The organism is Methylobacterium sp. Gmos1 (assembly GCF_053764715.1).
The window spans coordinates 322820-338456 of record NZ_JBSNCC010000002.1 but is presented as its reverse complement, the minus strand read 5'-3'; the positions used below and the strand labels follow the sequence as shown (position 1 = coordinate 338456).

Annotated in this window: 12 protein-coding genes; 7 read left to right on the top strand and 5 right to left on the bottom strand. The window is 68.6% G+C overall.

The window, feature by feature from the left end; all coding sequences use genetic code 11:
• Window positions 1–829: 829 nt before the first annotated feature.
• On the top strand, window positions 830–2794 hold the full coding sequence (locus tag ACS5PV_RS04695; protein WP_455394206.1) for an acyltransferase family protein: 1965 nt from the start codon (window positions 830–832) through the stop codon (window positions 2792–2794).
• A gap of 85 nt (window positions 2795–2879) precedes the next feature.
• On the opposite strand, the gene pepT is transcribed toward ACS5PV_RS04695, so the two are convergent.
• The 4 genes from pepT to ACS5PV_RS04675 all read right to left on the bottom strand — a co-directional run bounded on the left by pepT (window position 2880) and on the right by ACS5PV_RS04675 (window position 9571).
• Entirely contained in the window at window positions 2880–4142 is a 1263-nt protein-coding gene (gene pepT / locus ACS5PV_RS04690) for a peptidase T (RefSeq protein ID WP_455394205.1), read from the bottom strand.
• A gap of 14 nt (window positions 4143–4156) precedes the next feature.
• The gene (locus ACS5PV_RS04685; protein ID WP_455394204.1) at window positions 4157–4777 is read right to left on the bottom strand and encodes a glutathione S-transferase family protein; all 621 of its coding nucleotides are present in this window, start codon (window positions 4775–4777) and stop codon (window positions 4157–4159) included.
• Window positions 4778–5057: 280 nt separating this feature from the next.
• On the bottom strand, window positions 5058–8219 hold the full coding sequence (locus ACS5PV_RS04680) for an efflux RND transporter permease subunit (RefSeq protein WP_455394203.1): 3162 nt from the start codon (window positions 8217–8219) through the stop codon (window positions 5058–5060).
• Window positions 8220–8227: 8 nt separating this feature from the next.
• On the bottom strand, window positions 8228–9571 hold the full coding sequence (locus ACS5PV_RS04675) for an efflux RND transporter periplasmic adaptor subunit (RefSeq protein WP_455394202.1): 1344 nt from the start codon (window positions 9569–9571) through the stop codon (window positions 8228–8230).
• Window positions 9572–9902: 331 nt separating this feature from the next.
• Here ACS5PV_RS04675 and ACS5PV_RS04670 point away from each other — a divergent pair, with 331 nt between their 5' ends.
• Both ACS5PV_RS04670 and ACS5PV_RS04665 read left to right on the top strand, forming a co-directional pair.
• Window positions 9903–10589, top strand: a complete 687-nt coding sequence (locus tag ACS5PV_RS04670; protein ID WP_455394201.1) for a response regulator transcription factor — start codon at window positions 9903–9905, stop codon at window positions 10587–10589.
• The gene (locus ACS5PV_RS04665) at window positions 10586–11965 is read left to right on the top strand and encodes an ATP-binding protein (RefSeq protein WP_455394200.1); all 1380 of its coding nucleotides are present in this window, start codon (window positions 10586–10588) and stop codon (window positions 11963–11965) included. The genes ACS5PV_RS04670 and ACS5PV_RS04665 overlap by 4 nt, the downstream gene beginning before the upstream one ends.
• Window positions 11966–12038: 73 nt before the next feature.
• Here the strand turns inward: ACS5PV_RS04665 and ACS5PV_RS04660 are convergent, their stop codons facing one another.
• On the bottom strand, window positions 12039–12356 hold the full coding sequence (locus tag ACS5PV_RS04660) for a hypothetical protein (RefSeq protein ID WP_455394199.1): 318 nt from the start codon (window positions 12354–12356) through the stop codon (window positions 12039–12041).
• Between the two features lie 271 nt (window positions 12357–12627).
• On the opposite strand from ACS5PV_RS04660, the gene ACS5PV_RS04655 reads away from it, so the two are divergent.
• The 4 genes from ACS5PV_RS04655 (at window position 12628) to ACS5PV_RS04640 (ending at window position 15621) form a co-directional block, all read left to right on the top strand.
• On the top strand, window positions 12628–13071 hold the full coding sequence (locus tag ACS5PV_RS04655; protein WP_455394198.1) for a DUF2948 family protein: 444 nt from the start codon (window positions 12628–12630) through the stop codon (window positions 13069–13071).
• 54 nt (window positions 13072–13125) lie between these two features.
• Window positions 13126–14415, top strand: coding sequence for a histidinol dehydrogenase (gene hisD, locus ACS5PV_RS04650; RefSeq protein WP_455394197.1), 1290 nt, complete (start codon window positions 13126–13128; stop codon window positions 14413–14415).
• 191 nt (window positions 14416–14606) lie between these two features.
• Entirely contained in the window at window positions 14607–15095 is a 489-nt protein-coding gene (locus ACS5PV_RS04645) for a UPF0262 family protein (protein WP_455394196.1), read from the top strand.
• A 103-nt stretch (window positions 15096–15198) separates the two neighbouring features.
• Window positions 15199–15621 carry an arsenate-mycothiol transferase ArsC gene (locus ACS5PV_RS04640; RefSeq protein WP_455394195.1) on the top strand — a complete coding sequence of 141 codons (423 nt, stop codon included), beginning with the start codon at window positions 15199–15201 and terminating at the stop codon, window positions 15619–15621.
• The last annotated feature ends 16 nt before the right edge of the window (window positions 15622–15637 follow it).

The following is a 15637-nucleotide window of genomic DNA, read 5'->3' as shown; positions in this document are numbered from 1 at the left end:
CTGACCGTGGTTGGGGCTGCTTTCGACCCCAACTCGGACGTACCAGCGGTGTTCGCCTGATCCACGCCGCTGATCGAAAGCGGCGCCTGCCGGCCGCTGTGGGGAATCTCCGGTCGCGAGGGTTTTCCGGTCATTCGATTTCGTGACACGGGCTTCCTACGCCGGAGCGAAGCCGATTTCCGCATTGCGAACGCGATCCGGCAGGATCGCCTGAAGCAATCAATCGGAGATCGCATGACACTCACCTGGCCGCCGCACTCTCACGTTACGTGCGTCAGCTGGAGCCTGCTGCTGGCCCGTTAGGTTTACCGTCTTGTTTCTCACAGTTGCCTGAGTTGCAAGCCGAGTTCGTGTTAAAGGCAGCCATCAGCACTGGTGTCGGGCCGGGCATTCTGCCTTTTGGTGCGCTAAGTAATTCATAAGCAAGAGAAATTTAATATCCGAGGCGGAGCCGGATGTATCTATGACAATAATATATGGCCGTCTAGGACATTATACAATTTGCAAATGAGACAACACGAGCATCTGCGTGAGGCATCGGAGCACTTGGCCACACGCTGCAAGCTAGTAGTCCCTAGCCAATAGACGTACGAACTTGCCATTGTGAGGTGCCGGTTTCGCCATTTGAGCCGATAGCTGGGGCGAAGCTCCGCGCGCATCTTCGTATTTAATACATCGTAGAGCGTGTCACAGCGATATATTTCCAGTATTTACTGGGTTAGTAATATACATTAAGTAATAAACTACCGCTAATATTTACAGCACACCGCAATTTATGATCATATAATTTCTATATAAGCGGTATATATCTTAATATCGGAGGAATGACATGCAACGCATCCCGGAAATTCAAGGTTTGAGGGCCATCTGCATTTTTACAGTCTTGATATTTCACACTAGTCAACGCTGGCTTCCTTCAGGGTATCTCGGAGTTGACGCGTTTTTTGGCATCAGCGGATTTGTCATAACAGGCCTCATCATGGATCAGTGCCGCTCTGGTCGCTTCAGCTTGCGGCAGTTCTATATTGCTAGAGCCGCTCGCCTGCTTCCGAGCCTCATGGCGACAATCGCGCTCACTATGGTGGGGTTCTCGCTTTTATACGGCTTCAACGATTTTCGCCCCCTATCTCAATCAGCTCTTGCTGCTACATTATCTTCATCAAACATCTTATTCTGGCTGGAGGCAGGATATTTTGATGAAAGTTCTATGTACAAACCTCTTCTTCATACATGGTCTCTCGGAGTAGAAGAGCAATTCTATCTTATATGGCCTTTGTGTCTAAGTTTATTTATTACAAGCCGGAAAGATGCGCTCAGACTTACGGCAGTCATCACGCTGCTAGGCTTGGCCGCAGCTCTCGCTGCAAGTGTTGCAAACCCAGAAGCGGTGTTCTTCCTGACACCATTCCGTCTGCACCAATTCGGCTTCGGGGCTGTCTTTGCCATGCTGAGCCGGAGCAAACAGAACCTCCTCCCAGACGTGCTACTCAAGCCGTTAATGATCGGGTCAGGGTTGTTCCTGTGCGCAATCTCGCTGGTCCCGTCCCAGAGCACGCTGTCGCAAGTTACACTACAATCCGGTGCGTCGTTCGTTGCCGCGGCGGGCTGTTGGGCAGCCGCGAGTTTCCGTGCGCGCGGATATCGCAGCGTCCTCGGGGGGCGGGTGGCCGTGTTTTTCGGGGATCGGTCGTATGCGATCTACCTGGCACATTGGCCGGTGATCATCGCCTTCCTGACACTCGTCAATGAGCCAACCAAGTTTGAGCGTCTATGCATGCTCGCGCTCTCGGTTGCCGCGGGACTGGCTCTCTCGGCCGCCGTGGAGCGTCCATCGAGACTTGTGGGCAGACGCGACCCTGCGCAGGCGCGAAAGCTTGCTGTCAGTCTCGGTTCAACCGCGACCGCGGTCATCCTGACGGGCCTTGCTCTGCTAGCGCCGCAGCGGTGGTGGCTGCGGCCCAGCGAACAGGCGGTCGACGCCAAACACGTCGCGGTGGAACTGAACGAGGCTCTACAGACCATCTGCCGCGTGCCTATCACGACGCAGATTCGACCCTCCGACGTCGAGGCGTGTTTCTCACCTTCCGAGAAGAACATCCTCGTCGTTGGTGATAGCAAAGCTGCGGCGATTGCGCTGGCGCTCACGGGGTATTCGGGCATCCGTGTTACAGAGTTAAGTCTCGAAGGGTGCCCACCTTATTTCGGTGCCGACAACAATCTGCTGAAATGGGAGTTCGACCACCTGCAACCATGTCGGACTATGTCGGGCAAGCCGTGGGCCCGAACTGGAGAACTAATACTTAAATTAAGCGGTCTCCATGGATTGGTTTTAGCTGGTAACTTTAATGCTCAGGAATTTTCTGCTAGTCACCTAATAGAGAACGTGGCGTGGCTTCAAGACCGGCATTTCATATCAGCTGTTGTCGATAACATGCCCCATTGGGTTACGTCAGCTATCCGGCTGCATGACGCCCATCGGATCGTTTCGAATGATCTGAGGCCATTCATTGACTTGCAGCATCACCCGGACCAGCGAGATAGGGCAATCGTTGTACAGCAGGAAGGCGCTAAACGGGGAGTTCATTCTTTGGAAGTCTTCGACGCCCTGTGCGGCACACGTTGCCCCGCTTATGCCGGAGATAAGATTATGTATTTCGACCGCCACCATCTCACCGCCGCCGGTGCGGCAGCACTCGGTCGAAGCGGCGTCTTCGACCATTTCGTAGACACTGTCCTAACACAACATCCAGATTCAACCTTCAAAAAACGGGTCGATGCACACCCCGACCTTTGATGCGGCGGCGTTTGTGGCGCGATCCGGCCGCTGGGCATTCATTCGGTGAATCGCCGCTTCCCGCCCCCGGCGGCCCATCACCCGGTCAAGCCGATCGAGTTTCGACCTGCACCGACGTCGCCCCCAACAAACAGATTCGCCGCGTCACCCGCCACGAGGCCGCAAAGGCCGGCACCGGCAGGAACTCGAACCGCGAGTGGAAGTTGTGGGCGCCGGTGAAGTAGTTCGGCGTCGGCAGGCCGCGGGCCGAGAGGGCGGCGCCGTCGGTGCCGCCGCGCATCGGGATCTGCCGCGGCGCGATGCCCTCGGCTTTCAGCGCGGCGAACAGGAGATCGACCGAGCGGCGATCGTCGCCGAGGCTGTCGTGGATGTTGCCGTAGGTGTCGGTGATGCGGCACGCGACCCGGCCGGTCGGATAGAGCGCGGCGATCTCCTCCGTCACCGCGTGCAGGCGCGCCTTGCGGGCGGCGAAACTGGCTTTGTCGAAGTCGCGGATCATCGCCTGGAGGCGGGCCTCGCCGGAATGGGCCTGGAGGCCGTTGAACCAGATGTAGCCCTCGCGCCCCTCGGTGTTCTCCGGGGTCTCGGCGCGGTCGAACCGGCCGATGAAGTCGTGCGCCATCAGGAGCGGGTTCACCAGGACGCCCTTGGCCGACATCGGATGCGCGGCGACGCCCGTGAACACGATCTCGGCGCCGGCCGCGTTGAAGGTCTCGATCACCACCTCGCCGAGGCCGCAGGCATCGATCGTGTAGGCGAAGTCGCAAGGCAGACGCGCGAGGTCGAGGGCCTTGGCGCCGCGCAGGCCGATCTCCTCGTCGGGCACGAAGGCCACCAGGATGTCGCCGTGCGGGTCCTCCGGCGTCAAGGTCGCCAGCAGCGTCATCACGACGGCGATCGCCGCCTTGTTGTCGGCCCCGAGCACGCTGGTCCCGTCGCCGACGATCACGTCCTCACCCGTATAGGCCGCGATCTCCGGATGCTCGGCGACCCGCAGCCAGATGTCCCGGTCGCGGTTGAGGCAGAGGTCGGCGCCCTCGAAGCGCAGCACCTGCGGGCGGATCTCGGGCGAGAGCCCGACATCGACGGTGTCGAGATGGGCGACGAAGCCGATCGGCGGGGCGCCGGGCCGGGTGCCGGCTTTTCGCGCCGTGAGGATCGCGTGCTCGTCGAGCACCACGTCGGAGAGGCCGAGGGCGCGCAGCTCCCCGGCCAGGAGCTCGGCCAGCGCGTGCTGGCCCGGCGTGCTCGGCAGGGTGGTGGCGCGGGCATCGCTCTGGCTCGCCACCGCGAGGTAGCGGAAGAAGCGCTCGATGAGCTGGGCCCGGATGGCCGTCTCGTCTATCATATCGCGTCGTTCCATCAGGTCAGCGCCACCGAGAAGCCGCGCTGCACACCTGAGCGCGCCATCAGCGCCTCGTACCAGCGCTTCACGTTCGGATGATCGGCGAGGTCGACCCGGTGCCGGGCGTGACGCCAGGCCCATCCGAGGATGGCGAAATCGGCGATCGACAGCTCCCCGGCGACGAACTCGCTCTCGGCGAGCCGCGTGTCGAGCACGCCGTAGAGCCGGCGCGTCTCCTTCTGGTAGCGCTCGAGCCCGTAGGCGCGGTCCTTCTCGTCGACGCCGAGGAAGTGGTGGACCTGGCCCGGCATCGGCCCGAAGCCGCCCATCTGCCACATCAGCCACTCCATGACCTGGACCCGGCCGCGCCCGCTCGCCGGCAGGAAGCGCCCGGTCTTCTCGGCGAGGTAGACCAGGATCGCGCCGGATTCGAACACCGAGATCGGCGCGCCGTCCGGCCCCTCCACGTCGACGATCGCCGGGATGCGGTTGTTCGGGCTGATGGCAAGGAAATCGGGCTCGAACTGCCGGCCCTTGGTGATGTCCACCGGCTCGACCCGATAGGTCAGCCCCATCTCCTCCAGCGCGACGCTGATCTTGCGGCCGTTCGGCGTGTCCCAGGCATAGAGCTGGATCATGCTTGCGCTCCTCGCGATGCGGGCCGGAAGGTAGAGCGGTTCGGTCGCGGAGTCGCGCCGGTTGTGCGGGGAGAGGCGGCACGGCTGATGCGCTCCCAGGGCATGCGGGGCTGATCGGGCACAGGAGAGGCACGGGCCTTCCCCTCTCCCCGCGGGCGGGGAGAGGGCTGCTGACCCCTTGTCGGGTCAGCAGCGAGCCCGGAGGGCGAGGGTGAGGGGGTATCTCCGGATGAGACTCTTCCGGCACCACCCCCTCACCCTCGCTCCGGCTGCGCCTCCGCTAGCTGTGTCCCCTGAACGGTGACACAGCCCTCTCCCCGCCCGCGGGGAGAGGGGAACCCCGCGCCTCTTCTGTCCCGGACGGCCCCGAGCCCCCGAACGGCCAGCGCAGCCGCGCGACGTACGGGTACAGGGCCGGCAGCACCACCAGCGTCAGCAGCGTCGCGGTGACGAGGCCGCCGATCACCACCGTGGCGAGCGGGCGCTGCACCTCGGCGCCGGCGCTGGTCGAGAGCGCCATCGGCAGGAAGCCGAGGGTCGCGACGAGCGCCGTCGTCATCACCGGGCGCAGGCGGCGCTCGGCCGCCTCGGTCGCGGCCTCGCGCGGGGAGAGGCCGGCGCGCTCGAGATCGCGCAGGGTGCTCATCAGCACGACGCCGTTCAGCACCGCGATGCCGAAGGTGGCGATGAAGCCGATCGCCGCCGAGACCGAGAACGGCAGGCCGCGGGCGTAGAGCGCCAGGATGCCGCCGGTCGCCGCCACCGGCACGTTGAGGAAGATCAGCCCCGCGACTCGGATGTCGGAGAACAGCACCACCAGCATCACCAGGATCGCCGCGAGTGCGGCTGGCACCACCACGGAGAGGCGCGCGGTCGCCTCCTGGAGGTTCTGGAACTGGCCGCTCCAGACGAGCGAGTAGCGCGGCGGCAGGCTCACCTGCGCCTTCACGGCGGCTTGCGCCTCGGCGACGAAGCTCTGCACGTCGCGGCCGCGCACGTTGGCCTGGACCGAGATGCGGCGCTGGAGCCGCTCGCGGCTGATCTGGGCCGGGCCGGTCGCGACCTCGACCGAGGCAACGAGGGAGAGCGGCACGGTCGTCTTACCCCGGCCCACCGGCAGGGCGCGGACCCGCTCGATGTCGCCGCGGTCGGCGCCCGCCAACCGCACCACGATGTCGGTGATGGCGTTGTCGTCGCGGTAGACCGAGCCCGAGGGCCGGCCGCCGATTGCCTCGACGACGTCGAGGATGTCGCTGGCGCTCACCCCGTAGCGGGCGGCCGCTGTCCGGTCGACCGCGATCGACAATGCCGGCATGCCGGCCTGGGCCTCGGCCTTGACGTCGCTGGCGCCCGACACGCCCGAGACCGCCCGCACGATGGCGTCGGCCTTGTCCTTCAGGACGCCGAGGTCGTCGCCATAGAGGCTGATCGCCACGTCGCCGCGCACGCCCTCCAGGAGGTCGTCCATCCGCATCTGGATCGGCTGCGAGAACGCGTAGGCGACGCCCGGCACCTCCTGGCGCAGGCGCTCGCCGAACGCCGCGACGAGGCCGTCCTGGGTCGTGGCGGTGGTCCAGGTCGAGGGATCGGTCAGCGTGATGAAGCTATCGGTCGATTCGACGCCCATCGGGTCGGTCGGGATCTCGGCGCTGCCGGTGAGCGAGACCACCCGCTTCACCTCCGGGAACGACTTCAGCACCGACTCGATCCGGCGCATCGTCTTCAGGGAGGCGTCGAGGTTGATGCCCGGCAGCTTCTCCGAGGTGACGACGATCGAGCCCTCGGAGAGCTTCGGCAGGAACTCGCCGCCGAGCCGGGTGGCGAGGAGGCAGCTTCCGGCAAACAGCGCCAGGGTGACGAGGATCGTGGCCCCCGCCCGCCGCTCGGCGAAGAGCAGGACGGGCGTGTAGACCGACCGCATCCCGTGGACGAGGCGGGTCTCGCGCTCGCCGATCCCGCAGCCCGACAGCACCAGGGCGGCGAGCGCCGGCATCAGGGTCAGCGTCAGGAGGAGCGAGCCGGCGAGCGCCAGGATGACGGTGAGCGCCATCGGCCGGAACATCTTGCCGGCCACCCCTTCGAGGGCCAGCACCGGCAGGTAGACCAGGATGATGATCGCGACTGCCACCATCACGGGCTTGGCCACATCCGCCGCGGCGTCGCGGATGACGCCGTGCGCCGGCCGCTCCGGGTGCTCGCCGCGGGCGCGCAAGATATTCTCGATCATCACCACGGCGCCGTCGACGATGAGGCCGAAATCGATGGCGCCCAGGCTCATCAGGTTGCCCGACAGGCCCAGCACCCGCATGCCCGCGAAGGCGAGCAGCATCGAGAGCGGGATCGCGGCCGCCACCACCAGCCCGGCCCGCAGGTTGCCGAGCAGGAGAAGCAGCACCACGATCACCAGCACCGCCCCCTCGACGAGGTTGTGCGCCACCGTGTGGATCGTGCGCTCCACGAGCGCCGAGCGGTCGTAGTACGGCACGATCGCGATGCCGGGCGGCAGGAGCGGACGCAGGTCCTCGATCGTCGCCTTCACCCGCTCGACGACGGCGCTGGCATTCTCGCCCTGCTGCATCATCGCGATGCCGACCACGGTCTCGCCGGCGGCGTCGCGGGTCACCGCGCCGAGTCGCACTTTCGGCGCCTCCACCACCTCGCCGAGGCTTGCCACCGTCACCGGCACCCCGCCGGGGTTCGTCGCCACCACGATCCGGGCGATGTCCTCCGGACCCGTCGCGAGGCCGAGACCCCGGATCACCTCCTGCTGGTCGTTGTGCTCGAGATAGGCGCCGCCGCGGGCGAGGTTGTTCTCGGCCAGCGCCGTGTAGACCTGGCTCAAGGAGACGCCGTAGCGCTGCAGGCTCTCGGCCGAAACCCGCACCTCGTAGGTCGGCAACTGCCCGCCATAGATATTGACGTCGGCGATGCCCGGCGTGAGCTTGAGCCGCGGCGCGATCGTCCATTGCAGCAGGCGCTTCAGCTCCATCGGCGAGTAGGCCGGCCCGCGCAATTCGAACTGGTAGATCTCCCCTAAGCCCGTCGCCATCGGCCCCATCTGCGGGTCGCCGATGCCGGCCGGCATCATCGCCTTGGCCTGGGGCAGGCGCTGGAACACCTGGGAGCGCGCCTCGGCGATCGGCATCGCTTCGTCGAAGGTGACGTAGACCGCCGAGACGCCGAAGCGCGAGGTCGAGCGGATGCCGGTGAGCCCCGGGGCGCCGGCCATCGCGCTCTCGACCGGAAAGCTCACCAGCCGCTCGACCTCAAGCGGCCCGAGCCCGGGCGAGAGCGTCAGGATCATCACCTGCTTGGGCGAGATGTCCGGCACCGCGTCGATCGACAGGCCGCGCAAATTGACGATGCCGCCGGCGGCGCCGGCGAGCGCCATCACCAGGACGAGCCAGCGGCGGCGGATCAGGAGGGCGAACCAGGCCTTCATGGGCAGCCTCAATCCGTCGAGCCGAGGAGGCTGCGCAGCAGGATCGCCTTGAGGCCGAAGCTGCCTTGCGTCGCGACCGTCTCGCCGGGGGCCACGCCCGTCTTCACCTCGACCCAGTCGGCCCGCTGCACCCCGAGCGCCAGCATGCGCTTCTCGAACCGGTCGTCGGCTTTGCGCACGAAGGCCACCGGGCCGTCCTCTGTCTGCTGCACGGCGCTCGCCGGAATCGTCGTGCCGTCGCGCCCGAGATCGGCGGAGATCTCGACCGAGACGAACATGTTGGCGCGCAATGCCCCCTTCGGGTTGGCGACCTCGATGCGGGCCGGGGCGGTGTTGGTGGCCGGATCGATCGCGGCGTTGACCGAGCGGACCCGGCCCTCGAAGACCGGGTGGTCGGGCACCGGGGCCCGGATGGTGGCGGCGTCGCCCGCCTTCACCGCCGCGATGTCGCGGCCGTAGAGGTTCGCCAGCACCTGGATCCGCGACGGATCGGCCACCGTGAAGGCGTCGCGGTTGGTGTCGACCACCTCGCCGAGGGTGATGCCGCTCGTCGTCACCACGCCGTCGATCGGCGACACGATGGCGCTGGTGCCGGCCGGCGCCCCGGGCTCGGGGGCGAGGCGGGCGTATTGCGCCGAGTAGAGATCGACCTTGGCCTTCGCCGCGAGCGTCGCCGCATGCGCCTTGGCGAGATCGACCTGGCGGCGGTCGACGTCGGCCTGGGCCACGCCCATCACCTTCAGGAGGTCCTGGCCGCGCTTCAGGTTGATTTCGGCGACCTTCTCGGTCGCCTGCGCCTCGGCGAGATTGGCCTGCGCCTCGGCGAGCCCGTTGCGGGCATCGAGCAGGCCGGCGGCGTCGAGGGTGGCGAGGGTCTGGCCGGCCCGCACGGGATCGCCCGGCTGCACCGCGAGGGTGAGCACGCGCCCGGCGGTGCGGGGCTTGAGATGCGTGACGCGGCGCTCGTCGAAGGCGACCGTGCCGGGCGCACGCACGGCCAAGACGATGCGGCGGGTCTCGGCCGTGCCGAAGGCGAGGCCGATGCGCGTCTGGCCGGCCTCGTCGAGGGTGACGAGGTTCGGGTCGGACGGGGCGGTCGCCTCCTCTGCCGCGGGGGCGGGCGCCGGGGTCGCGAGGCCGATCTTGGTGAGGATCGGGGCGAGGGCCGCCTCGGCCGCGTCGCGCTCGTACCAGCCGGCGCCCGCAAGCGCGACGAGGACGACGAGGAGCGCCAGGCCACGCCACGGCGGCCGCCCGCCCGGACGCCGCACGGCCGGGGTCTCGGTCTGACGCTCGCGCGGGCGCGCCTCGCTCTTCGCGACGCGCGCGACGGTCTCGACGGCCAGGAGCACGGCCTCACTCACCCTGCTGGATTGGAATCATTCCAACACCTATGCGCGGGGCCGGCCCTGGCCACTAAATTCGCGTTCACCTTTCCGTTTCCGCAGGGACGGCGGGCGCATTTCAGGACAAATCACGTTTTCCGGTTCGCACCTCCCCTCCCCCTTGTGGGGAGGGGTCATGGGGATCGAAGATCCCGCGTGGGGGTGGTGCAGACGGCACCACTGAGCCTCCTCCGGCACCACCCCCACCCCTAGCCCCTCCCCACAAGGGGGAGGGGAAAGCGCGACCTTTCACGACGAATTGTCTTTCATTGACGAAGCAAGATCCTGCGAGACACACGTGGCAAAGCTGCTGCTGATCGAGGACGACGCCGCGACGGCGGAGGAGATCCTGGGCGACCTGCGGGGCCGCGGGCACGCGGTCGCCTGGGCTGCGACCGGGCCGGAGGGGGCGGAGCGCGCCCGGGGGGAAGCGTGGGACGCGATCCTCCTCGACCGGATGCTGCCGGGGCTCGACGGCCTGACCCTGCTGCAATCCCTGCGCGGCGCCGGCGACCGCACGCCGGCCCTGGTGCTCTCGGCCTTGTCCGACGTCGACGAGCGCATCCGCGGCCTGCGGGCGGGGGGCGACGACTACCTCGCCAAGCCCTTCGTGCTGGCGGAGCTCGCCGCGCGGATCGAGGCGCTGCTGCGCCGCCCGGCCGACACCCGCGAGACGATCCTGCGGGTCGGCAGCCTGGAGATCGACCTGATCGCCGGGACCGGCCGGCGCGGCAGCCGCGACCTCGACCTGCTGCCGCGCGAGCTGACCCTGCTCGAATACCTGATGCGCCGCCCCGGCCAGGTGGTGACCCGGGCGCTGCTGTTCGAGGAGGTGTGGAACTACCGCTTCACCCCGAAATCGAACCTCATTGACGTCCATCTCGGCCGCCTGCGCCGCAAGCTGGAGGCCGCCGGCGAGGCGCCGGTGATCCACAGCGTGCGCGGCATCGGCTTCACGCTGATCCCCGACGACGAACCGCGATGACCGACCTTCTCCGTTCCACCACCTTCCGCTGGGCGCTCGGTATCGCCCTGTGGTCGGCGCTGCTGGCGCTCGCGATGTTCGGCTTCGTCTACTGGCAGACGGCGGCGTTCCTGCGCGAGGAGCTGGCCGAGACGCTGCGGCTCGAGGTGCGGGCCGCCGCCGAGGACCCGGCCGTCGCGGTCGGCCGGATCGAGACCTGGATCGCCATGGACCGCCACGCCACCCATTACGGCGGGGTCTATGGCTCAGACGGAGTGCGGCGGGCCGGCAACCTCGCCGCCCTGCCCTCGGGCCTCGCCCGCGACGGCGACGCCGCCCGGGTCGGCGCAACGATCGAGACGACGGACGGCCCGCTGGCCGACGAGATCTGGGCCACCGCGCTGGCGCTGCCCGGCGGCGGCACTGTGGTGGTCGGCCACGACACCGACGAGATCGACCGGGTGCGGGCGACGACCTTGAGGGCGATGGGCCTGGGGCTGGTGCCGGCCCTCGCGCTGTCGGGCCTCGGCGGCCTGATGCTCGCGAGCCGCGCGAGACGACGCCTCGCCGCAACGGAGGTGGCGCTCGCCGAGGTGCGCCGCGGCGACCTGCGGCGGCGCCTGCCGGTCGGGACGAGGGGCGACGAGTTCGACCGGCTCGCCCGCGACGTCAACCGGATGCTCGACGAGATCGAGCGCCTGCTGGAGGAGGTCCGCAGCGTCGGCGATGCGGTAGCGCACGACCTGCGCACGCCGCTGACCCGGCTGCGGGCGCGGCTGGAGCGCAGCCGCGACCAGGCGGCGAGCGTCGAGGAGTTCCGCGCGGCGATCGACCAGGGCCTCGCCTGGATCGACCAGACCCTCGCGATGGTCACCGCGGTCCTGCGCATCGGCGAGATCGAGCACGGCCGCCGCTCGGCCGGCTTCGCGCCGTTCGACCTCGCCACGATCGTCCGCGAGGCCGCCGAGCTGTTCGAGCCGCTGGCCGAGGATGGCGGCGTCGCGCTCGCGGTCGCCGTGGCGGGCGAGCCCGCACCGGTCCGCGGCGACCGCGACCTCGTGTTCGAGGCGCTGGCGAACCTGATCGACAACGCGGTGAAGTTCACGCCCCCGGGCGGCGCGGTGCGGGTCGGCCTCGTCGAGACCGAGCGCGGCGCGCTCGTCACGGTCGAGGATACCGGCCCGGGCATCCCGCCCCTTGAGCGCGAGCGGGTCTTTCGCCGCTTCTACCGCGCCGAGCGCGCCCGCCAGGCGCCGGGCAACGGCCTCGGACTGGGTCTGGTCGCGGCGATCGCCGGGCTGCACGGCTTCTCGGTCGAGGTCGGGGAGGCCGAGGGCGGCGGGGCCCGCTTCGCGCTCCTGTGCCCGCGGGAGGGGGTGGGGCGGGTCTCCGCGTAGACCCCCGACCCGTCCGCAGAGGGACGAGCCTCGGCGGGACGCGCGGCGAGGCCGCGCGCCCCGCCGGATGGCGTCAGTACCCGATGGCGCCGCGCTTGAAGCCGAAGCCCGGGACCTCGCAGCCGCAGGACGAGTTGAGCGGGGCCGGCCGGGTCGGGCAGTTGCCGCGGGCGGTGACGCAGATCCGGCCGATGCGGCCGCCGCCATACTCGCCGCGGTAGCGCGGACGGTCGTACTCGTCGCGGTAGCGCGGGCGGTCGTAGTCGTAGCGCTCCTCGTAGCGGCGGCGCGGGCGATCGTCGTCGTAGCCGTAGCCGTACTGCGCGAAGGCGGGCGCGACCCCGAGGCCGAGGGTCAGGGCGGCCAGGGCGGCGGTCATCACGGTTCTCACGGGGTCTCTCCTCACGTTTGGACGGTTTGTGTCGGACCTTTTTCTCGCCGGTCACGCTAGGCGGCGCGACATGAACGCCGGCTGAGGCGATTCGGTGCCGCTGCGACAGGCGGCCTCGCGCGAAATACCCGGTCCCCCGCCATCGGCGGGGCGATGGTTGTCGTCGGCGGGGGCCGTCGCTACCTGTGTTCAGTATCACTCCTCCAGCGCGGGCCGGCCGCTCGACGGACCGGCCCCAAGCACAGGGACGCCGACAGTGAAGGACGCGGAGATGGAGCTCCTGAAGCTCGCTGCCCTCGACGCCGACGATCTCGCGGTCATCTCGACCCACCTGCAGGATGCGGTCCTGCGGACCGGAGACCTCGCCTACCTGCCCCGCGAGCGCCGCTTCGCCCTGGTGGCGCGGCGCTTCGACTGGGAATGCCCCGACGGCGCCCCGCCGCGCCGGCGGCTGACCGGCCTGCACTTCGACCGGGTGCTCAACGTCCGCTGCCGCAACCTCTCCCGCGACGAGCCCGACAGCCCGCTCGAACTGCTCGCCATCACCTTCGAGCCCGGCGAGGCGCCGTCCGGCATCGCGACCCTGGTCTTCTCCGGCGGCGGCGCGATCCGGCTCGAGCTCGAATGCATCGAGGCGGCGATGAAGGACCTGGGGCCGGTCTGGCAGGCCGAGAGCAAGCCGGCCCATCTCGACATGCCCCTCGACGCGGCCTGAATTTTTTGGCAGTCGGCAGGCGGTTTTCCCGCCGACCACGAGACCGGATCCCGCATGCAGCGCCTCGATTCCCGCGACCCCGACTTCGAGGCGCAGTTCATCCGCCTGCTCTCGGTCAAGCGCGAGGTGGCGGAGGACGTCGACGCGGCGGTGCGCGACATCATCCGCGACGTGGTCGAGCGTGGCGACGCGGCGCTCGTCGACTACACGACCCGCTTCGACCGGCTCGACCTGACGCCCGGCACGATCCGGGTCTCGGCCGAGGAGATCGAGGCCGCGACCGCCGCGTGCTCCGCGGAAGCCCTCGACGCCCTGGCGCTGGCGAAGGACCGGATCGAGACCTATCACCGCGCCCAGGTCCCGGCGGACCACCGCGAGACCGACGCGCTCGGCGTCACCCTCGGCTGGCGCTGGACCGCGCTCGAATCGGTCGGCCTCTACGTGCCGGGCGGCACCGCGAGCTATCCCTCCTCGGTGCTGATGAACGCGGTGCCGGCCAAGGTCGCGGGCGTGCCGCGCCTCGCCATGGTGGTGCCGACGCCCGACGGGGTCACCAACCCGCTGGTGCTCGCCGCCGCGAAGCTCGCCGGGGTCGACGAGGTGTTTCGCGTCGGCGGTGCCCAGGCCGTGGCGGCACTCGCCTACGGCACGGCCACCATCCGCCCGGTCGCCAAGATCGTCGGCCCGGGCAACGCCTACGTGGCGGCGGCCAAGCGGCGGGTCTTCGGCCAGGTCGGCATCGACATGATCGCCGGCCCCTCCGAGGTGCTGATCCTCGCCGATGCCTCCGCCAACCCGGACTGGGTCGCGGCCGACCTCCTCGCCCAGGCCGAGCACGACGCGGCCGCCCAGGCGATCCTCGTCACCGACAGCGACGCGCTCGCCGAGGCCGTGGCGGCGGCGGTCGAGGGGCAGCTGAAGACCCTGCCGCGCTCGGAGATCGCGACGGCGAGCTGGCGCGACTACGGCGCGATCGTGCGCGTCGAGAAACTGGCGGACGCGATCCCGCTGGTCGATCGCCTGGCGCCCGAGCATCTCGAGATCGAATCGGCGGATGCCGAGGACCTGGCGGCGCGGGTGCGCAATGCCGGGGCGATCTTCCTCGGCGCCCACACGCCGGAGGCGATCGGCGACTATGTCGGCGGCCCCAACCACGTCCTGCCGACCGCCCGCTCGGCCCGGTTCTCCTCCGGCCTCGGCGTGCTCGACTTCATGAAGCGGACCTCGCTCCTCTCCTGCACGCCCGAGGCCCTGCGGGCGCTCGGGCCGGCGGCCGTCGCGCTCGGCCGCTCGGAGGGGCTGGAGGGGCATGCCCGCTCGGTGGCGATCCGCCTGAACCTTTAATCAGTTCCGGGTCATTCTAGAGCGCCGCCCGATCACGTTGCGATCGGGCGGCGCTCTAGGTCTTTGATTTCGCCGCATACCTCCGACGAACCGGTATCCACTTCGTCGGAATATGCTCTAGGTCCGGCTTGCGCGCAGGGTCGCGCTCGCCTCTGCTGCACGTCCTGGACGACATCCGGGGAGGAGATCCGATGGCGAGCGAGGCTCCCGATCCGCGACAGCGCCTGGCGAAGGTGACGCTCGACGAGGATTCGATCGGGCGCGGCAATCCCGACCAGGAGCACGAGCGCGCCATCGCGATCTACGACATCCTGGAATCGAACAGCTTTCGCGTCGCCAACCAGGATGGCGGGCCCTACGCCCTGGCGCTCGGCCTCGTCGAGAACAAGCTGTCCTTCGCGATCTCCACCGCCGACGGCCAGCCGGTGATGACCCATCTCCTGTCGCTGACGCCGTTCCGCGGCGTGATCCGCGACTACGAGATGATCTGCGACAGCTACTTCAAGGCGATCCGCACCGCCTCGCCGAGCCAGATCGAGGCGATCGACATGGGCCGGCGCGGGGTCCACAATGAGGCGTCGGAGCTGCTACGCCAGCGCCTGGAGGGCAAGGTGGAGATCGACCACGACACCGCCCGCCGGCTGTTCACCCTGATCTTCGCCCTGCACTGGAAGGGCTGAGCCTTTGTCCGGAAGCCCCCTTCCGGACAGTGCCGCTCCCGCCGGGGCCGACCCGTCGAAGCCGGACCCCGGGAGACCCGAGCCGCCGAGACCGGGCAAGCGGGTGCAGTCGGTGCTGTTCGTCTGCAACTTCAACGCGGTGCGCTCGGCCTGCGCCGAGGCGCTGGCCCGGCACTATTTCGGCAAGTCGGTCTACGTCCAGTCCGCCGGGGTGCGCGGCGGCGAGCCCGCCGACCCGTTCATGATCTCGGCCCTCGACGAGATCGGCATCGATGCCTCGCGCCACCGCCCCCGCACCCTGGAGGAGCTGGAGGAGTGGGAGGGCCTGAACTTCGACCTGATCGTCTCGCTCTCGCCGGAGGCCCACCACGCGGCGCTGGAGCTCACCCGCACGGTGGCGGCCGACGTCGAGTACTGGCCGACCCCGGACCCGACGGTGTCGCAGGGCTCGCGCGAGCAGCGGCTCGATGCCTACCGCGACGTGCGCGACGGGCTGGGGTTTCGGATCCGGCAAAGGTTGCGGTGAGGGCAAAGGCGCTCTT

Excerpts from the sequence above, each read along its gene's own strand:
- ACS5PV_RS04695 (WP_455394206.1), top strand. The coding sequence starts at position 830 with ATGCAACGCATCCCGGAAATTCAAGGTTTGAGGGCCATCTGCATTTTT.
- pepT (WP_455394205.1), bottom strand. The coding sequence starts at position 4,142 with ATGATAGACGAGACGGCCATCCGGGCCCAGCTCATCGAGCGCTTCTTC.
- ACS5PV_RS04685 (WP_455394204.1), bottom strand. The coding sequence starts at position 4,777 with ATGATCCAGCTCTATGCCTGGGACACGCCGAACGGCCGCAAGATCAGC.
- ACS5PV_RS04680 (WP_455394203.1), bottom strand. The coding sequence starts at position 8,219 with ATGAAGGCCTGGTTCGCCCTCCTGATCCGCCGCCGCTGGCTCGTCCTG.
- ACS5PV_RS04665 (WP_455394200.1), top strand. The coding sequence starts at position 10,586 with ATGACCGACCTTCTCCGTTCCACCACCTTCCGCTGGGCGCTCGGTATC.
- ACS5PV_RS04655 (WP_455394198.1), top strand. The coding sequence starts at position 12,628 with ATGGAGCTCCTGAAGCTCGCTGCCCTCGACGCCGACGATCTCGCGGTC.
- hisD (WP_455394197.1), top strand. The coding sequence starts at position 13,126 with ATGCAGCGCCTCGATTCCCGCGACCCCGACTTCGAGGCGCAGTTCATC.
- ACS5PV_RS04645 (WP_455394196.1), top strand. The coding sequence starts at position 14,607 with ATGGCGAGCGAGGCTCCCGATCCGCGACAGCGCCTGGCGAAGGTGACG.